The sequence below is a fragment of the Microbacterium sp. genome, from assembly GCF_052099035.1.
Taxonomy (GTDB): domain Bacteria; phylum Actinomycetota; class Actinomycetes; order Actinomycetales; family Microbacteriaceae; genus Microbacterium.
This window is the reverse complement of record NZ_JBQDSX010000032.1, coordinates 1-14,738: the sequence shown is the minus strand read 5'-3', so window position 1 is coordinate 14,738 and position 14,738 is coordinate 1. Positions and strand designations below refer to the sequence as shown.

At 66.0% G+C, this 14,738-nt stretch carries 11 protein-coding genes and 1 pseudogene; 7 read left to right on the top strand and 5 right to left on the bottom strand.

What is annotated here, in order from left to right; translation table 11 throughout:
* Positions 1-36: 36 nt before the first annotated feature.
* Positions 37-879: a tRNA pseudouridine(38-40) synthase TruA gene (gene truA / locus ACTIAO_RS10950; RefSeq protein ID WP_441906304.1), complete on the bottom strand. Its 843-nt coding sequence runs from the start codon at positions 877-879 to the stop codon at positions 37-39.
* Between the two features lie 64 nt (positions 880-943).
* On the opposite strand from truA, the gene ACTIAO_RS10945 reads away from it, so the two are divergent.
* The 5 genes from ACTIAO_RS10945 (at position 944) to ACTIAO_RS10925 (ending at position 5,891) form a co-directional block, all read left to right on the top strand.
* Positions 944-2,827 carry an acyltransferase family protein gene (locus ACTIAO_RS10945; protein WP_441906303.1) on the top strand — a complete coding sequence of 628 codons (1,884 nt, stop codon included), beginning with the start codon at positions 944-946 and terminating at the stop codon, positions 2,825-2,827.
* 172 nt (positions 2,828-2,999) lie between these two features.
* Entirely contained in the window at positions 3,000-3,446 is a 447-nt protein-coding gene (gene rplM, locus ACTIAO_RS10940; protein ID WP_441906302.1) for a 50S ribosomal protein L13, read from the top strand.
* A gap of 26 nt (positions 3,447-3,472) precedes the next feature.
* Positions 3,473-3,955, top strand: a complete 483-nt coding sequence (rpsI, locus tag ACTIAO_RS10935) for a 30S ribosomal protein S9 (protein WP_441906301.1) — start codon at positions 3,473-3,475, stop codon at positions 3,953-3,955.
* A 14-nt stretch (positions 3,956-3,969) separates the two neighbouring features.
* Positions 3,970-5,328, top strand: coding sequence for a phosphoglucosamine mutase (glmM, locus tag ACTIAO_RS10930; RefSeq protein WP_441906300.1), 1,359 nt, complete (start codon positions 3,970-3,972; stop codon positions 5,326-5,328).
* Positions 5,329-5,504: 176 nt separating this feature from the next.
* Positions 5,505-5,891, top strand: coding sequence for a hypothetical protein (locus tag ACTIAO_RS10925; protein WP_441906299.1), 387 nt, complete (start codon positions 5,505-5,507; stop codon positions 5,889-5,891).
* Positions 5,892-5,903: 12 nt separating this feature from the next.
* Here the strand turns inward: ACTIAO_RS10925 and ACTIAO_RS10920 are convergent, their stop codons facing one another.
* Positions 5,904-6,437, bottom strand: coding sequence for a hypothetical protein (locus tag ACTIAO_RS10920; protein ID WP_441906298.1), 534 nt, complete (start codon positions 6,435-6,437; stop codon positions 5,904-5,906).
* 228 nt (positions 6,438-6,665) lie between these two features.
* Here ACTIAO_RS10920 and ACTIAO_RS10915 point away from each other — a divergent pair, with 228 nt between their 5' ends.
* Positions 6,666-11,825: a lamin tail domain-containing protein gene (locus tag ACTIAO_RS10915; RefSeq protein WP_441906297.1), complete on the top strand. Its 5,160-nt coding sequence runs from the start codon at positions 6,666-6,668 to the stop codon at positions 11,823-11,825.
* Positions 11,826-12,153: 328 nt separating this feature from the next.
* Positions 12,154-12,624: pseudogene (locus tag ACTIAO_RS10910) on the top strand (transposase); the annotation flags it as partial.
* Here ACTIAO_RS10910 and ACTIAO_RS10905 read toward each other — a convergent pair.
* The 3 genes from ACTIAO_RS10905 to ACTIAO_RS10895 form a co-directional block, all read right to left on the bottom strand.
* Positions 12,551-13,804 carry a DUF222 domain-containing protein gene (locus tag ACTIAO_RS10905; RefSeq protein ID WP_441906296.1) on the bottom strand — a complete coding sequence of 418 codons (1,254 nt, stop codon included), beginning with the start codon at positions 13,802-13,804 and terminating at the stop codon, positions 12,551-12,553. The pseudogene ACTIAO_RS10910 and the gene ACTIAO_RS10905 overlap by 74 nt on opposite strands.
* Before the next feature lie 69 nt (positions 13,805-13,873).
* The gene (locus ACTIAO_RS10900) at positions 13,874-14,365 is read right to left on the bottom strand and encodes a hypothetical protein (protein WP_441906295.1); all 492 of its coding nucleotides are present in this window, start codon (positions 14,363-14,365) and stop codon (positions 13,874-13,876) included.
* Between the two features lie 41 nt (positions 14,366-14,406).
* On the bottom strand, positions 14,407-14,738 hold a 332-nt coding region (locus tag ACTIAO_RS10895), incomplete at its 5' end, for a hypothetical protein (protein ID WP_441906294.1).

Sequence of the window (14,738 nt, the reverse complement as noted above, 5' to 3'; positions counted from 1 at the left end):
ACGCTACTGCGCGCATCTGAGTTGCGGGTGATCGGTTCACTCCGCGTCGCGTCGCGCTCTGGTCTGCTCGGCCCTGGCTGACAGGAGCTCGTCGGCGGGATAGCCGACTTCCGTGAGCGTGAGGCCGCGCGCGGCGAGGACTTTGAATTCGCTGGTGCGCTGGAGGGCATCGCGCAGCACGACGAGGTCGGCGACGTCGAGACGCTGCGCCCCGACGGCGGTGCACGCGCCGACGAGTGCGCGCACCATGCTGTGGCAGAACGCGTCGGCCTTTACCTCGGCGACGAGAACGCCATCGGCATCCCGCGTCCAGCGGTAGTCGAGGAGAGTGCGGATCGTGGTCGCATCGTCGCGCGCCTTGCAGTAGGCGGCGAAGTCATGCAGTCCGATGAGGGAGCGCGCCGCAGCATCCATCGCCTGGGTATCGAGCAAACCGCGGATGCTGGTGGTGTCGAGCCTGCGCGCCGGATCGAAGCCCGCGAGGTCATCGGCGAGCCGGTAGCGATACCGGCGCCACACCGCCGAGAAGCGGGCGTCGAACCCTTCGGGAGCGAGCGAGGAGCGATGCACGGTTACATCGGGGTATGCGCCGAGCACGCCGCGCATGCGATGAGCGATCGAGCCCGCGGGATCATCGCTCGTGCGCCCGTGGCGAGATTCGATGCGCGCCCACTGCGATTCGTCGAGATCCACGTGGGCGACTTGGCCTGCGGCGTGGACGCCAGCGTCCGTGCGCCCGGCGACGACGAAGTGCACGTCAGAGCCGACGATCCGCTCGAGAGCCGTCTCGAGAGTGCCCTGCACAGTCCGCAGTCCGGGCTGCTTCGCCCACCCGCGGAAGTTCGTTCCGTCATAGGCGATGTCCAGGCGAATTCTCACGCGACCAGCCTAAGCTGGAGTTTTGGTTTCGCCCGGACACAATCCGCGGCGCCCCCCTTCTCAGATGCTGAAACAGACGACTCCGATGCGCTTCGCAGGCCTTGATGGTCTGCGAGCGGTCGCGGTCACCCTTGTGGTGATCTACCACCTCTTTCCGGGGTCGCCATTGCGCGGCGGATTCGTCGGTGTGGACGTCTTCTTCGTCATCAGCGGGTTCCTGATCACCTCTCTGCTGCTGCGCACGTCACGGGTCGGACGCCTCGGCTCGCCGCGCAGGCTCATCGATTTTTGGCGGCGGCGCGCGCGGCGGCTGATCCCGGCCCTCGTGGTGGTGGTCACGGTATGCGCGACTGCGGCGTGGCTGGTGGGCGGTGACCTGCTGGTCGGCATGGGCCGCCAGGTGCTGGGATCTGCGACCTTCAGCTACAACTGGCTCGCTGTCGCCGATGGCGCGGACTACTTCGCGGCGACCGCGCCCGAGCTGTTTCGCAACTTCTGGTCGCTCGCCGTCGAAGAGCAGTTCTATGTCGTGTGGCCGCTGCTGCTGCCGCTCGTGCTGCTGATCCCGGGGCGCTGGCCGCGCGTCGCCCTCGTGATCGCGGCCGCGGGCGGGTCGGCCTGGTGGATGGCTCAGCTCGTCGGGCGTGGAGAGGTGACGCGCGCTTATTTCGGCACCGACGCGCACGCCTTCGGCCTGCTCATCGGCATCGCCCTCGCGCTCGCCGTCGTGAATATGCCCGATCGCGCATGGATGCGCTCGCGCGGTGCGCGCAGCGGCGTGCTGCTGGCTGGGTTCGTCGGTCTCGGTGCGATCGTCGTCGCCGCATCGATGCCAGAGACAGCGGATGCCGCGACCTTCCCCGGCTCGCTGCTGTTGGCGACGGGCGGCTCGGCGCTCGCCGTCTTCGCCGGCATCTGGCCCGGGTCGTGGTTTGGCCGGGGGCTGGATGTCGCACCGCTGAAGTGGATCGGCGATCGCTCGTACGGGATCTATCTGTGGCACTGGCCCGTGCTCGTGCTGCTGCTCGTCGGCACACAGGGGTTCGGGCCGGAGGCCGGGGTGCCCGTCTGGACCGGAGTGCTCGCGCTGGTGGTGTCGGTGGGGGCTGCGGCGCTGTCCTATCGGTTCGTGGAGGTGCCGTTTCGTCGGTACGGGTTCCGCCACGCGCTGCGGGCACTGGGTCGGCGGATCGCCGGTGGCCCGGTCAGCCGGTTCACCGGCCTTGCCGCGCTGACGGTTGCTGTGGTTGCGATCGGCGGCACAACGGCGGCCATCGTGAACGCTCCGCACACGACAACTGCTGCCGCTGCGATCAACCGTGGCGAGGCGGCGCTGGATGGTTCGGACGCCGCACCGACGCCGACTCCCACGCCCACCGACGAGGCGATCGTCGTGCCGGACGGGACCGAGATCACCGCTGTCGGGGACTCGGTGATGCTGGCGTCGGCACCGTCGCTGCTCAAACAGTTCCCCGGGATCAGCGTCGACGCCGAGGTTTCGCGGTCGATCTGGGCAGGGCCCGACATCCTCTCGAACCTCGACGCCGGCGGCGCGCTGCGCGACAACGTGGTCGTGGCGCTGGGCACCAACGGCCCGATCGACTGGGACGTGCTCGAACAGATGGCGCAGATCGTAGGGAAGGACCGCAACCTCATCCTCGTGAACGCCCACGCGCCGCGGGACTGGATTCCGGGTGTCAACGCCGATCTCGAGGCCTTCGCGGACAGCCACCGCTGTGTATGGATCGCGGACTGGTCCGGGTCCATCGCGCCGCACGAGGACCTGCTCGCCGGTGACGGCATCCATCCCGGCGATGCCGGGGGAGAGGTCTTCGCAGCATCCGTCGAATCGGCGTTGGAGAGGATCGAGAAAGATCGTCTGCGCGCCGTGACCGATTTCGAGCACGCGCCGAGTGGTCGTGCGCCGAGGGTGCCTTTCCCGGAGTGAGCACGGGCATTTGCTGAGACCCCTCCGGATGCCGTAAGCTATCCCCTTGGTGCCCGACTGCTGGGCACTACGAACGTGAGCCCTCCACTGGCGTGTTCCCCGGGACTACCCGAGAACCACCCCGGAGTGGGATTCACGAACCTCTCCGTTCGAATAAGAAAGCAGCACTATTGTGACGCGCACATATACCCCGAAGGCCTCGACGGTCCAGCGTGACTGGGTCGTCATCGACGCCAACGACGTCGTTCTCGGCCGCCTGGCCTCGCACGCCGCAGCGCTCCTGCGCGGCAAGCACAAGCCGACCTTCGCCAACCATGTCGACACCGGCGACTTCGTCGTCATCATCAACGCCGACAAGGTGGCCCTGACCGGTCAGAAGCTTCAGAAGAAGATGGCCTACCGCCACTCCGGCTACCCGGGTGGTCTGTCGAAGGTCTCCTACGAGGAGCTCCTCGAGAAGAACCCCGTCCGCGCTGTCGAGAAGGCCGTCCGCGGCATGCTCCCCAAGAACAGCCTGGGCCGTCAGCAGCTGTCGAAGCTCAAGGTGTACGTCGGTGCTGAGCACCCGCACGCCGCGCAGCAGCCCCAGCCGTACACCCTCGACCAGGTCGCCCAGTAAGCGCCGTAACGACTAAGGACATACTCGTGGCTGACATCGAATCCACCGAAACCCCGCAGAACTACTCGACCTCGAGCCCTGAGGTCGCAGAGACCGAGACGGCTCCCCGTCCGGTTCTGAACGTCCCCGGCGCAGCAGTCGGCCGTCGCAAGCAGGCCATCGCCCGCGTGCGTCTGGTTCCCGGCTCGGGCACCATCACGGTCAACGGCCGTACGCTCGAGGACTACTTCCCCAACAAGCTGCACCAGCAGCTGATCAATGACCCGTTCACGGTGCTGAACCTCCAGGGTGCGTACGACGTCATCGCGCGCATCTCCGGTGGCGGCGACTCGGGCCAGGCCGGCGCGCTGCGTCTCGGCATCGCCCGTTCGCTGAACGGCATCGACGCGGAGAACAACCGCGCAACGCTCAAGAAGGCTGGCTTCCTCTCTCGTGACGCTCGCGTCATCGAGCGCAAGAAGGCCGGACTCAAGAAGGCCCGCAAGGCGCCTCAGTACTCGAAGCGCTAAGGATCACCACTCCGATGCCGCTTTTCGGCACGGACGGCGTGCGAGGACTTGCCAACGGCATCCTCACCGCCGATCTGGCGCTCACCCTGGCCCAGGCGACTGCTGTCGTCCTGGGCCAGGGCCGCACTGCAGAGGCTCGCAAGGGCGAGGGCAAGCGGCTGTCCGCAGTCGTCGCCCGCGACCCGCGCGTCTCCGGTGAATTCCTCGTGGCCGCCGTTTCGGCCGGCCTCGCAGCATCCGGTGTCGACGTCTTCGACGCTGGCGTCATCCCGACCCCCGCCCTGGCGTTCCTCGTCGCGGACCACGATGCCGACTTCGGCGTGATGGTGTCCGCGTCGCACAACCCGGCCCCGGACAACGGGATCAAAATCTTCGCCCGTGGCGGCGTGAAGCTCCCCGATGTGGTCGAGCAGCGCATCGAGGCCGCGATGGCGGGGGAGATGCTTCTCCCCACCGGCTCCGGCGTCGGACGCATCCAGCGCTTCTCCGACGCGGAGGACCGTTACAAGCTGCACCTGCTGGGTTCGCTGCCGCATCCCCTCGACGGCATCCACGTGGTGCTGGACTGCGCGCACGGCGCGGCATCCGGAGTCTCACCGGAGACGTTCAAGGATGCCGGCGCCAACGTCACCGTCATCGGCGCAGAGCCGGACGGGATCAACATCAATGACGGCGTCGGCTCGACGCACCTCGACAACCTCGCCGAGGCCGTCGTCCGCCTGGGTGCGGATGTCGGAATCGCTCACGATGGCGACGCCGACCGTTGCCTCGCGGTGGATGCTGAGGGAAACGTCATCGATGGCGACCAGATCATGGCGATTCTCGCGGTGGCTATGAAGGAGCGCGGACAGCTCGTGGCCGACACTCTCGTGGCGACCGTGATGAGCAACCTCGGTCTGCACCGGGCGATGGAAGATCACGGCATCACCGTGCGCCAGACCGGTGTCGGTGACCGTTACGTGCTCGAGGACATGAACGCCGGCGGCTTCGCGCTGGGCGGTGAGCAGTCCGGACACGTGATCATGAGCGAGTTCGCGACGACCGGCGACGGTGTGCTCACGGGTCTTCATCTGGTCGCCGAGATGGCGCACAAGAAGAAGACGCTCGCTGAGCTCGCATCGGTGATGACGGTGTATCCGCAGGTGCTCGTGAACGTGCGCGGGGTCGACAAGGACCGTGTCGCTGAGGACGAGGACGTGCAGAATACTGTCGCCGCTGTCGAGGCGGAACTCGGGGATTCCGGACGCGTGCTGCTGCGCAAATCCGGAACCGAGCCGCTCGTTCGCGTGATGGTCGAGGCGGTCGATGTCGAATCGGCCCAGGCTTACGCTGATCGGCTTGCCGCGGTCGTCAAGGAGCGCCTCGCGCTGTAGGCGTTTTGCGCGTGCGCCGCGGGAATCGCCACGTGCGCGCATATTTCCCTCCTCGGCGCCAGGCCAGCAGGATTTCGCGGGCTGGGTGTCACCCGAACCCGCGAAACTCTTCTCGCATCCTTCTGTCTCGCTGAGTGGACGCCGCGCCCGACTGTGTTTAACGTCGGCATTCGCGTGTGTTTTCAGTGGTTTTGCATGGACTTATTGCCTATCAGCGCACGGTTCGACTGGATGTTCGTGAGATCGCCAGACGCCTCGATGCAGCTCTCGGCGGCACGCTTGTATCCGCACTGGCCGGCTCGAAGGACTCCAAGTCCTCCCACAAATGGGCGAAGGAAGGCGGTCCGCAACCTCGACCAGAGGCCGTGAAGCGACTTGCCTTCGCGTATGAGCAGTGGCAGAGGGTTGCTGACGCCGAAGGCGAGCACGTCGCACGCGTCTGGTTTATCGGTGCCAACCCATGGCTCGATTGCGACACTCCAGTCAATGCGATCCGCGAGGACCGGCTCAAGGAAGTCAACCGAGCAGCGCAGGCGTTGATCGACGATTCGTTCAGCGGCTGACTCGATCTTGTCTCAGTAACCGTCGGCCACCGCATCCGTCGCGGTGACGATCGCGATGCCTGAGCTGGTGCCGAGAAGAACCGCCCCGGCATCCAGAAGAGCTACGGCCTGCGAGTAGTTCGTGATTCCTCCGGATGCCTTGACAGGCACACGACCGTGCGAACGCTCGACCAGATACTCGACCGATGCAGGCGTTGCGGTCTCGATGTGGCCGCCACTCGCATTCTTGATGTACGAGACGCCAGCCTCAATCGCGAGCTCTACCGCGATCTCACGCTCCTCGGGGGTGAGTAGCGGAAGCTCGAGTAGCGGCTTGACCGGGACTCCCGAGGCCTCGACGATCTGTCGCAGATCATCCCGGAACTCGTCGTACATGCCAGAGCGCAGGTAGCCGAGCTGGACACCGACATCCAGCTGCTGTGCGCCCTTCGCCACGAGCGACCTCGCTTCGGCGACCTTTCCCTCCGTCGTCACCACACCCACCGTGGGGAAGTCGATAGCCGAGGCAAAGATCGCCCGATCGAATACTCCGATGTGTGGATCCACTCCGCGCGGCTTCGTGTGACTTCGCTGCTCTCACGCCGCTGACCCCCACCGCGACCCAGTTCACCTGGCGGCCACCGAACGGACACGCGGCTGCCATCGATGAGACATCGGATGTTGCGGGCACCTCAATAACTTCGAGAGGTCCTGCTCGCCTTCCGAAGCCATTGGTGTGTCCACGTGCCCCTGCGCCGCTCTTCACTCGTCCTCCCATCCATATTCGGCGCCACGATGCTCGTGGCCACGTTGCTGCCAGTTACTTCCGCCGCAGCAGCGCCGGCCCCCGCACCATCCCCGACCGCACAAGTAGCAGCAACGCCCGCCCCGCCGATCGTCGTCACCGAGATCGTCGCGAACAACGTCGGCAACGACCACTTCGAGTACGTCGAGGTCCACAACACGTCGGGCGAGGCGATCGACCTCGCCGCGGCCGGATACTCCTTCGCGTACTCCTACGTCGACTCGCCCGACCGCACCAGCGAAGTCACGCTCACCACCGAGCCGCTGGTCCTCGCCGGAGGCGAGACGGCGCTGCTCTGGGTCAGCTACACGTCGGGCAAGGTCGATTCCTTCGCGCGCACGGTCGATGATTTCCGCACCTATCACGGCGTGGATGCTGCCACCCAGGTCGTCCGCGTCACCGGGCAGGCCGGCATGTCGAACACCGGCAACCGCGGCATCCGCGTCCTTCAGAATGACAGCCTGATCAGCTGGGCGCACTACCCGGCCGGATCGATGGGCGAAGACCTCGGCGTGCACTTCCGCCTGCGGACGGCTCCGACAGAGGCGCCCGAAGACGCGACGGCACCCGAGGGCATGGACGCATTCGGCATCCTCGCCGAGCGCTCGCCCGGCACGGTCCTGCCTGCGGCGCTCGAGCGCCCGGCAGCGACCCCGGAAGTGCCCGACGAGAGCCAGGCCTCGAACTGGCCGCTCATGGTGACCGAGATCGGACCGAACAACATCGGCGCCGACGCCTATGAGTTCTTCGAGGTCCACAACACGACCACCAAGCCCATCGACGTTGCTGAGGAGAACTACTCCTTCGCGTACAGCTATGGCGACGATGACGATCGCACGCGCGACGTCCCCTTCGCGGTGGATCCGGAAGAAGCACCACTCATCATCGAGGCCGGCGAGACCGTCATCATGTGGGTGAGCTTCGTCAGCGGCACGACCGATTCTTTCGCGCACACGGCAGGTGAGTTCCGTGCTCGCTGGGGTGCACCCGCCGATGCCCGCGTCGTGCGCGTCGAAGGCCAGGCCGGAATGCTCAACGGCGGTGGCCGCGGCATCCGCGTCCTGCAGGGCGACGAGGCCGTCAGCTGGTCGTTCTACCCGGTCGGCTCGGTCGGCAACGGGCTGACGGCGCACTATCGCATCCCGGCGGACATCGCCCAGAAGAGCCTGCCGCTGCTCGCGGAAGCCGCAGCCCCCACCCCGGGCACGATCTCGGAAGAAACCCTCATCGCGCCTGAACCCGAGCCGGAGCCCGACTTCGACCCGCAGCCCGACCCCGATGTCGTGACGAGTGAGCTGCAGGTCACCGAGATCCTGCCCGACTCGAGCAACGTCGCAGGCTCCGACGGCTACGAATTCGTCGAGGTCTACAACGCGACGAGCGAGCCGATCGACTTCGCCGACTACCGGATGAACTACCTCTATCCGCGCGACGAGTACACCAACTCGAAGAAGGCGTACTGGGCCGCAGAGCCCGGTGACGCCATCATCCCGGCGGGCAAGACCCTCATCGTCTGGGTCAAGAACGGCGCGAACGACGATCTCGACGCCGACGACTTCAACGCGCAGTTCGACACGTCACTCACGCTCGGCGAAGACCTGGTCGAGACGTTCTCGGCCGGAATGTCGAACACCCTCGCGCGCGGCATCGAGATCTCGACCAACACGGGACACTCCATCAACCGGGGCCACTACAACCTCGGCGAGACCGACGACACCCAGCCGAACCAGGGCATCCGCTACATCACGGATGCCGAAGACCTGACCCTGCAGCGCATGATGGGGCTTGCCCCGGCGACGCCGGGCACGGTGCAGTCCGACCAGGTTCCCGCGGGGCTCATGATCCCGGCATCCGATACGACCGGCCCTGTCATCGAGAACCGCACGACCGCAGAGGTCGACCCGGCATCCGACTTCGCGCTGAGCTTCGGCGTCACAGACGACGTGCTCGCACGAACCGTCACGCTGGACCTGACCAATGACGTCGATGGCGCGCACGCGCCGATCAACCTCACCGACGCGGGCGACGGTTCGTACGTCTACACGATCCCGTCGGTCGACCTGATCGGCAAGTCGTGGTTCGAGTACTCGGTGACGGCGAGCGACGGCACGAACGTCTCGACCCTCGAGACGGTTCGCGTGAACGTGACCGGCGCCAGCACCGACCCGCTGCGTCTCAACCTCGCAGAAGGCGGATTCGTCGGCGGTCCGGCCAACGACGGCATCACGACCGTCGTCGCGGCGGGGGAGAAGTTCCCCGCGGAGATCGCGCTCGACGTCGACGGTACCGTGCTCGAGACCGAGGCGTCGCTGGAAGATGCGCCGATGTTCGCCTTCGAGACGTCTGACACCGACTACTACTTCAAGAACGGCGTGCTGGTCGGCGACGACATCCTGAACATCTTCGACCAGGGCACCGGGTCCCGCTGGGACACGATCGCAACTCCGGTTCCGGTTTCGTACGTGCGCGAGGGCGACGAGCTCGTCGTCAGCGTGTGGGCGGGCACGAAGGCCGCTCCCGTGATCGACGAGGGCGAGAACAACGATGACTTCGTGATCCGCGGCATGCGCCTGATCCTCCCGGACGGGCGTACGCTCACGCCGAAGGGATACGACGACCCCGCGGTCGAGCTCGCCATGGGCGACACGGCAGGCAAGAACGACTTCTACGATGCGCGCTTCACGCTTCCGGATGATGCGTTCGCCGCGGTGACGGCCCAGTGGGACACGGCATCGCGCGAGGACGGCCCGGCTGTCGTGACGGCGGCGGATGCTGACACGAGCGTTGCCCGCACAGTGCAGGTCGACAACACCGGCCCCGAGGTGACCACGGAGATCGTCGACGGTTCGGCCTATCAGGGCACGATCGCGATCGATGCCGAGATCACGGATGCCGGATCCGGCGTCGGCACGACCGTTGCGACCCTCGACGGCGGCGAGATCCCGCTGCCGTACGAGACGTCATCGGTCGCGCTCGCCGCCGGCGAGCACACGGTCGAGATCACCGCGCAGGATGCTCTGGGTAACTCCTCGGTGTACTCGGCGACGTTCATCACCTACGACGAGCAGCCGTCCGCCGGTGCACTTTCGCCCGCAGAGGGCGAAGAGGTCACCGCGGGGGATGTGACGCTGCAGGCGAAGGTCGAAGATCCCACCGGCGACCTGCTCGACGTCTCGTTCCTCGAGGGACGCCGCGTCGATCTCGCCGACGGCGACATCGAACTGCAGTCCGGCACCGTGAACGATTCGAAGGACCTTGATCGTGAGCAGCCGGAGGCTCTGAGCGACGAAGACGTGCGGATGCTGTCCAGCGCCGACGGACTGGCAACGGATGTGTCCTCGTCCGCGGAGTTCCCGTACCAGCTGTTCGATGTCGAGACGGGGGATGCCGGCGACGGCTCGCTCGTGCGGGTGTCGTGGACGGGGCATGCGAATGCCGGTGCGACCGTGGTGCTCTACGCGCTGACCGCCGATGGCTCCAGCTGGGTCGAGCAGACCCGCCAGGTTGCGGCGGACGAAGGGTCGTTCACGCTCGAAGCATCCGTCGATGTCACCGCTCACGCGCAGGACGGAGCGGTCCGGGTGCTCGTGCAGCACTCCGAAGGTTTCGCCGGTGCCGACCTCAGCACGCGTGATTCCGATGTCGCGGCAGCGCACCCGCTCGACACTCCGCGCTCGGAGTACGACTTCACGTTCGCGTGGGAGTCGGACACGCAGTACTACAACCAGAACAACGTCGAGGGCGAAGACCGCCTGCGTCACCAGGCGGCGATCCACTCGTACCTGCTCGAGCAGCGTGAGCAGATGAACCTGCAGTACCTGTTCCACACGGGCGACATCGTCAACGACTACGACCAGATGTATCAGTGGACCGATAACGCCGACCCGCAGTATCAGCGACTGGATGACGCGGGACTGCCGTACGGCGTGCTCGCGGGCAACCACGATGTGGGTCACCAGCTGGGGGACTACACCAACTACGGGACCTACTTCGGTGAAGACCGATTCTCGGGAAACCCCTGGTACGGCGGCAGTTATGAGAACAACCGCGGTCACTACGATCTGATGTCGGCGGGCGGAATCGACTTCATCATGATCTACACGGGGTGGGGTCCCGGGGATGCCGAGATCAACTGGATGAACGAGGTGCTCGCACAGTATCCCGACCGCGTGGCGGTCATCTCGCAGCACGAGTTCCTGCTCACCACGGGTGGGCTCGGGCAGATGCCGCAGCGGATCCTCGATGAGGTCGTCGCGACGAATCCGAACGTGAAGATGGTGTTCTCCGGGCACTACCACGATGCGTTCACGCGCACCGATCAGTTCGATGACGACGGCGACGGAGTCATGGACCGCAACGTGTATTCGATGCTGTTCGATTACCAGGGACTTCCTGAGGGTGGCCAGGGCTTTATGCGCCTGATGCACTTCGACACGGTGGGTGAGCGCATGATCGTGCGCACCTACTCGCCGTCGCTGGAAGACCCTGCCAACGGCGGACTCCTCGGCAAGTACAACTCGGATGACCCGACGCTGGCGGATGCTCCGCAGGAGTTCGAGCTGACCTTCGCCGACCTCGGAATTTCGACGGTCGACCGGATGCTGGGGACCGATGCCTTCTCGGCCGAGATCCTCACCGCGAACGAGATCGCGTCGTTCGAGCAGGTTGCGTCCGGCTCGATCGTGTCGGCCACATGGCCACTGGCCGAGGTGGGGGAGCGCGGCTGGTACGTGCGCACGAGCGACCCGTACGGTGCCGTGGACATCTCGCCCGTGCAGCTGTTCACCGTGCTGGAGGCGACGGACAACGGCGGCGGAAACGGCGACGGCGGCGGAAACGGTGACGGCGACGGCGGCGGAAACGGTGACGGCGACGGCGGCGGAAACGGCGACGGCGGCAACAACGGGGGCGGCGATGGAGGCGGAAACGGTGACGGCTCGGGTGACGCGGGCTCCGGCTCGGGCGACTCCGGCTCCGGCGGCTCAGGTGACGGCGGCTCGGGCGAGGGCTCGGCGTCAGCATCCGGTGAAGACGCACTGGCGACGACCGGTGGCGACAGCTCGGGTGTGATCGGCTGGTCGATTGCTGCGGCGCTTGCTCTGGCACTCGGCACGGGTCTGCTCTTCCGGCGGAGGCGCTCCCTGCGGTAACACTGATGTGCTGACGCACGATATGCCCCGGGAGGGGGCGCAGCTGGTCGCTAGGCGCAAGTTTTAGCGGCGAGATGCGCCCCCCCTCCCGTCTCGTCGCATACCCCACGGGGGTCATTGCTAAGTCACGGAAAGGTAACGATGCAGAACGGGGTCATGGGAATTCGTCGCGGCTAGCGTAGTTTTACCACCACTTGACCTGGATCGTCATCCGAACGAACAGGACAAGCTGGGGCTGGGCCGTTACAACCTTCACTGGGGAAGGTTGATATTGACGATCCAGAAAAGGGTTTGGGGCAGTGACAGCGACCGAGGGGGATAGCTCGAAGCGGTCGCGGCGGCGCTAAAGCCGATCTACCAGTCCGTTGATGAGGACGCAGCCAAGGCCGCGCTCCAGGCGTTCGCGGCGTCTGAGCTCGGTCTGGCGAATCCGAACACGGTCCGCGTGTTCGAGGACGCCTGGGAGCGATTCACGCCTTTCCTCGCGTTCCCGCCGATGCTGCGGCGGGTGATCTACACCACAAACAGCATCGAGTCGCTGAACTACCAGCTACGGAAGATCATCAAGAATCGGGGCCACTTCCCCTCCGATGACGCCGCGGTGAAGCTGCTCTGGCTCGCGATCTGCAACATCGAAGACAAACGCGCGCGACAACGAGCGAAGGAACGCGGGGGCACCCGAACGACGAAACGCAAGGCCGAAGGCCGCCTCGTCGAGGGCCAGATCACCACGAACTGGAACCAAGCCCTCGCGCAACTCGCGCTCGCTTACCCCGACCGCGTCCAGCCCTACCTCTAGAAACCGAGCGTCGCTCACTTACACAAACAACTTGACAGGCTCCCATGAACAGGTCGTAGGCGATCTGGTCGTTCGTGCGCGGATCATCCGTGAGGGCAGACGCCGCGGCGGACTCTTCATCAGTCATGAACCTCGGCCCGCCGCGGCGGGGTCGCAGCCCGGCATCCCGAATCGAATCGAGCCAGGCGGCGTTCTCGTCGTCGGAGATGATGTGCGTGTGGTGCTGACCGTCGGCATTGCGCCACGACCGCCACGACCGGGCCGCGTAGGAGCGCTCGAACCGTTCCCGCACGCCTTCCGGGTCGAGGGTGTCGCGCACCTGTCGCGCTCGACGCACCAGGTCTTCGACGGACATCTCGGCGGACTCCTCGACGAGCTGCGCCGCCGCGAGCGACCACACCTCGATCATCGCTTCTGTCGGTGTCTCGGAGTCGCCGCGGGCGGGAGGCTGTCCCAGCCCCCGAAAGGTTGCATCGTGCTGCGCCGGGGTGATCCTGCCCTCGAACAGTGCCTGTCGCAACGGCTCGTGCCACGGCATCCTTACGTTGCGATCGTGCCCCGATGCCTCTGTGCCGCCGCCACTCGTTCCACTGCCGCCGTCTGCGCCGCTGCCCGCTGCACCATCACCAGCCGCACCGTCACCAGCGGCACCGCCATCGCCCCAGCCGGAGCCACCCCAGCCATCACCACCCGAATTGTCGCCTGAGCCGTCGTCGGCCCCGCCGCCCGAGCCGTCGCCGGGCCCATCGCCCCAGCCCCAGCCACAGCCATCGCCGCCGTCTCCGTCAGCGTCACCGCTGTTCGCAGAGCCGGTCCAGTCCGCGGCCGCCGCAGCATCCGCACCTTCGACCAGCGACTCGCCCAGCCGCACGGCGCGCGCCGCGTCTGTGCGGGTGCTGCCGATAATCGACTGGACGAGCGAGACGGCGTTGCGGTGCCCGTGCGAGGCGGCCATTCCGGAGTGCCCGGCCGTGCGCCGCGACCGCTCTGCGACCACGCCCGCGCCGACCGTCAGCATCCGCTCGGCGCAGTTCGCGATCGCCGCCGCACCTGCCAGCGCATCGACGACGGCATCGTCGCCCAAATCGCGCATCGTCGTCAGCAGGACGTCGATATCGACGTCACCCATGCGCGATTCCAACCCGTCGAGGGTGTCGCGCAACTCGCTGAAGATGGCCATGTATCTATAGTGACAGCGGCCACAGACATTCGAATGAAGATTCGAGAATCTGTGGATAACTCGCCCTGATCACCGCAGCACTTCGACGAGCACGACCCATGAGACGACGATTGCCGAGATGATCGCGAGGAGGCATCCCGCCGCGGCGAGTACGAGTCCGCTGCTGCTGCTGACCACCAGCATCACCCCGCCGACGAGGTACGCGGCGATCGGTAGAAAACCGAGTACAGATTTGGCAATTCGGCCCTGCTGTTCGGGGTCGGTGTCGCGCATGATCAGCCGCATCGCGTGCACCTGGAACACTCCCGCGCAGATCGTGCAGATGAGCACGATGATGCCGTACCAGCGCAGGTCGAGCTCCGGGATGAGTGCGACGGCGGATGCCGCAAGAGCCAGCACGAGCGACGCGATGGCTGCGCCGAGGCGTGCTGTCAACGTCCCCGCGCGGATGATCTTGTCGATGTTGACGCTCGCCGCGACGATGACGAGCCCGGCGAGCGCCGCGCTCGCCCCCGCCATCGCAACGTTGAATTCGCTCCAGCCCGCCAGTGCGCTGTCCATGCGCTCAACTTACTCCCGTGGGCGGTTGGGTGAGGACGAGTTCAGTCGGTCGAGTTCTCCCATTGCTGTTGGTCAGGGTTCCACGATCCGCTGCGACGAGATCCATCGAGTATCGCATCCAAACATCGGCGAGCGAAGGACAAGGATTCTTTTAACGGATGCAGGCCAGCGGGGTACTCTGCGAAATCACGGGCAGCAATGGGGAATCTTGTGATCCACGCCACGTCGGGGCTCACAACAGTTTGAGGAAGAGCAATACGTCGGCGACCTGCTTCACGTTTCAAAAGAACGTGCAGGCGCTCAGCATCGAACTTAGTGGCCATGATGATTCGGACGATGTCGGCAAGGTCACGGTATCGGGTTGACGTACCTT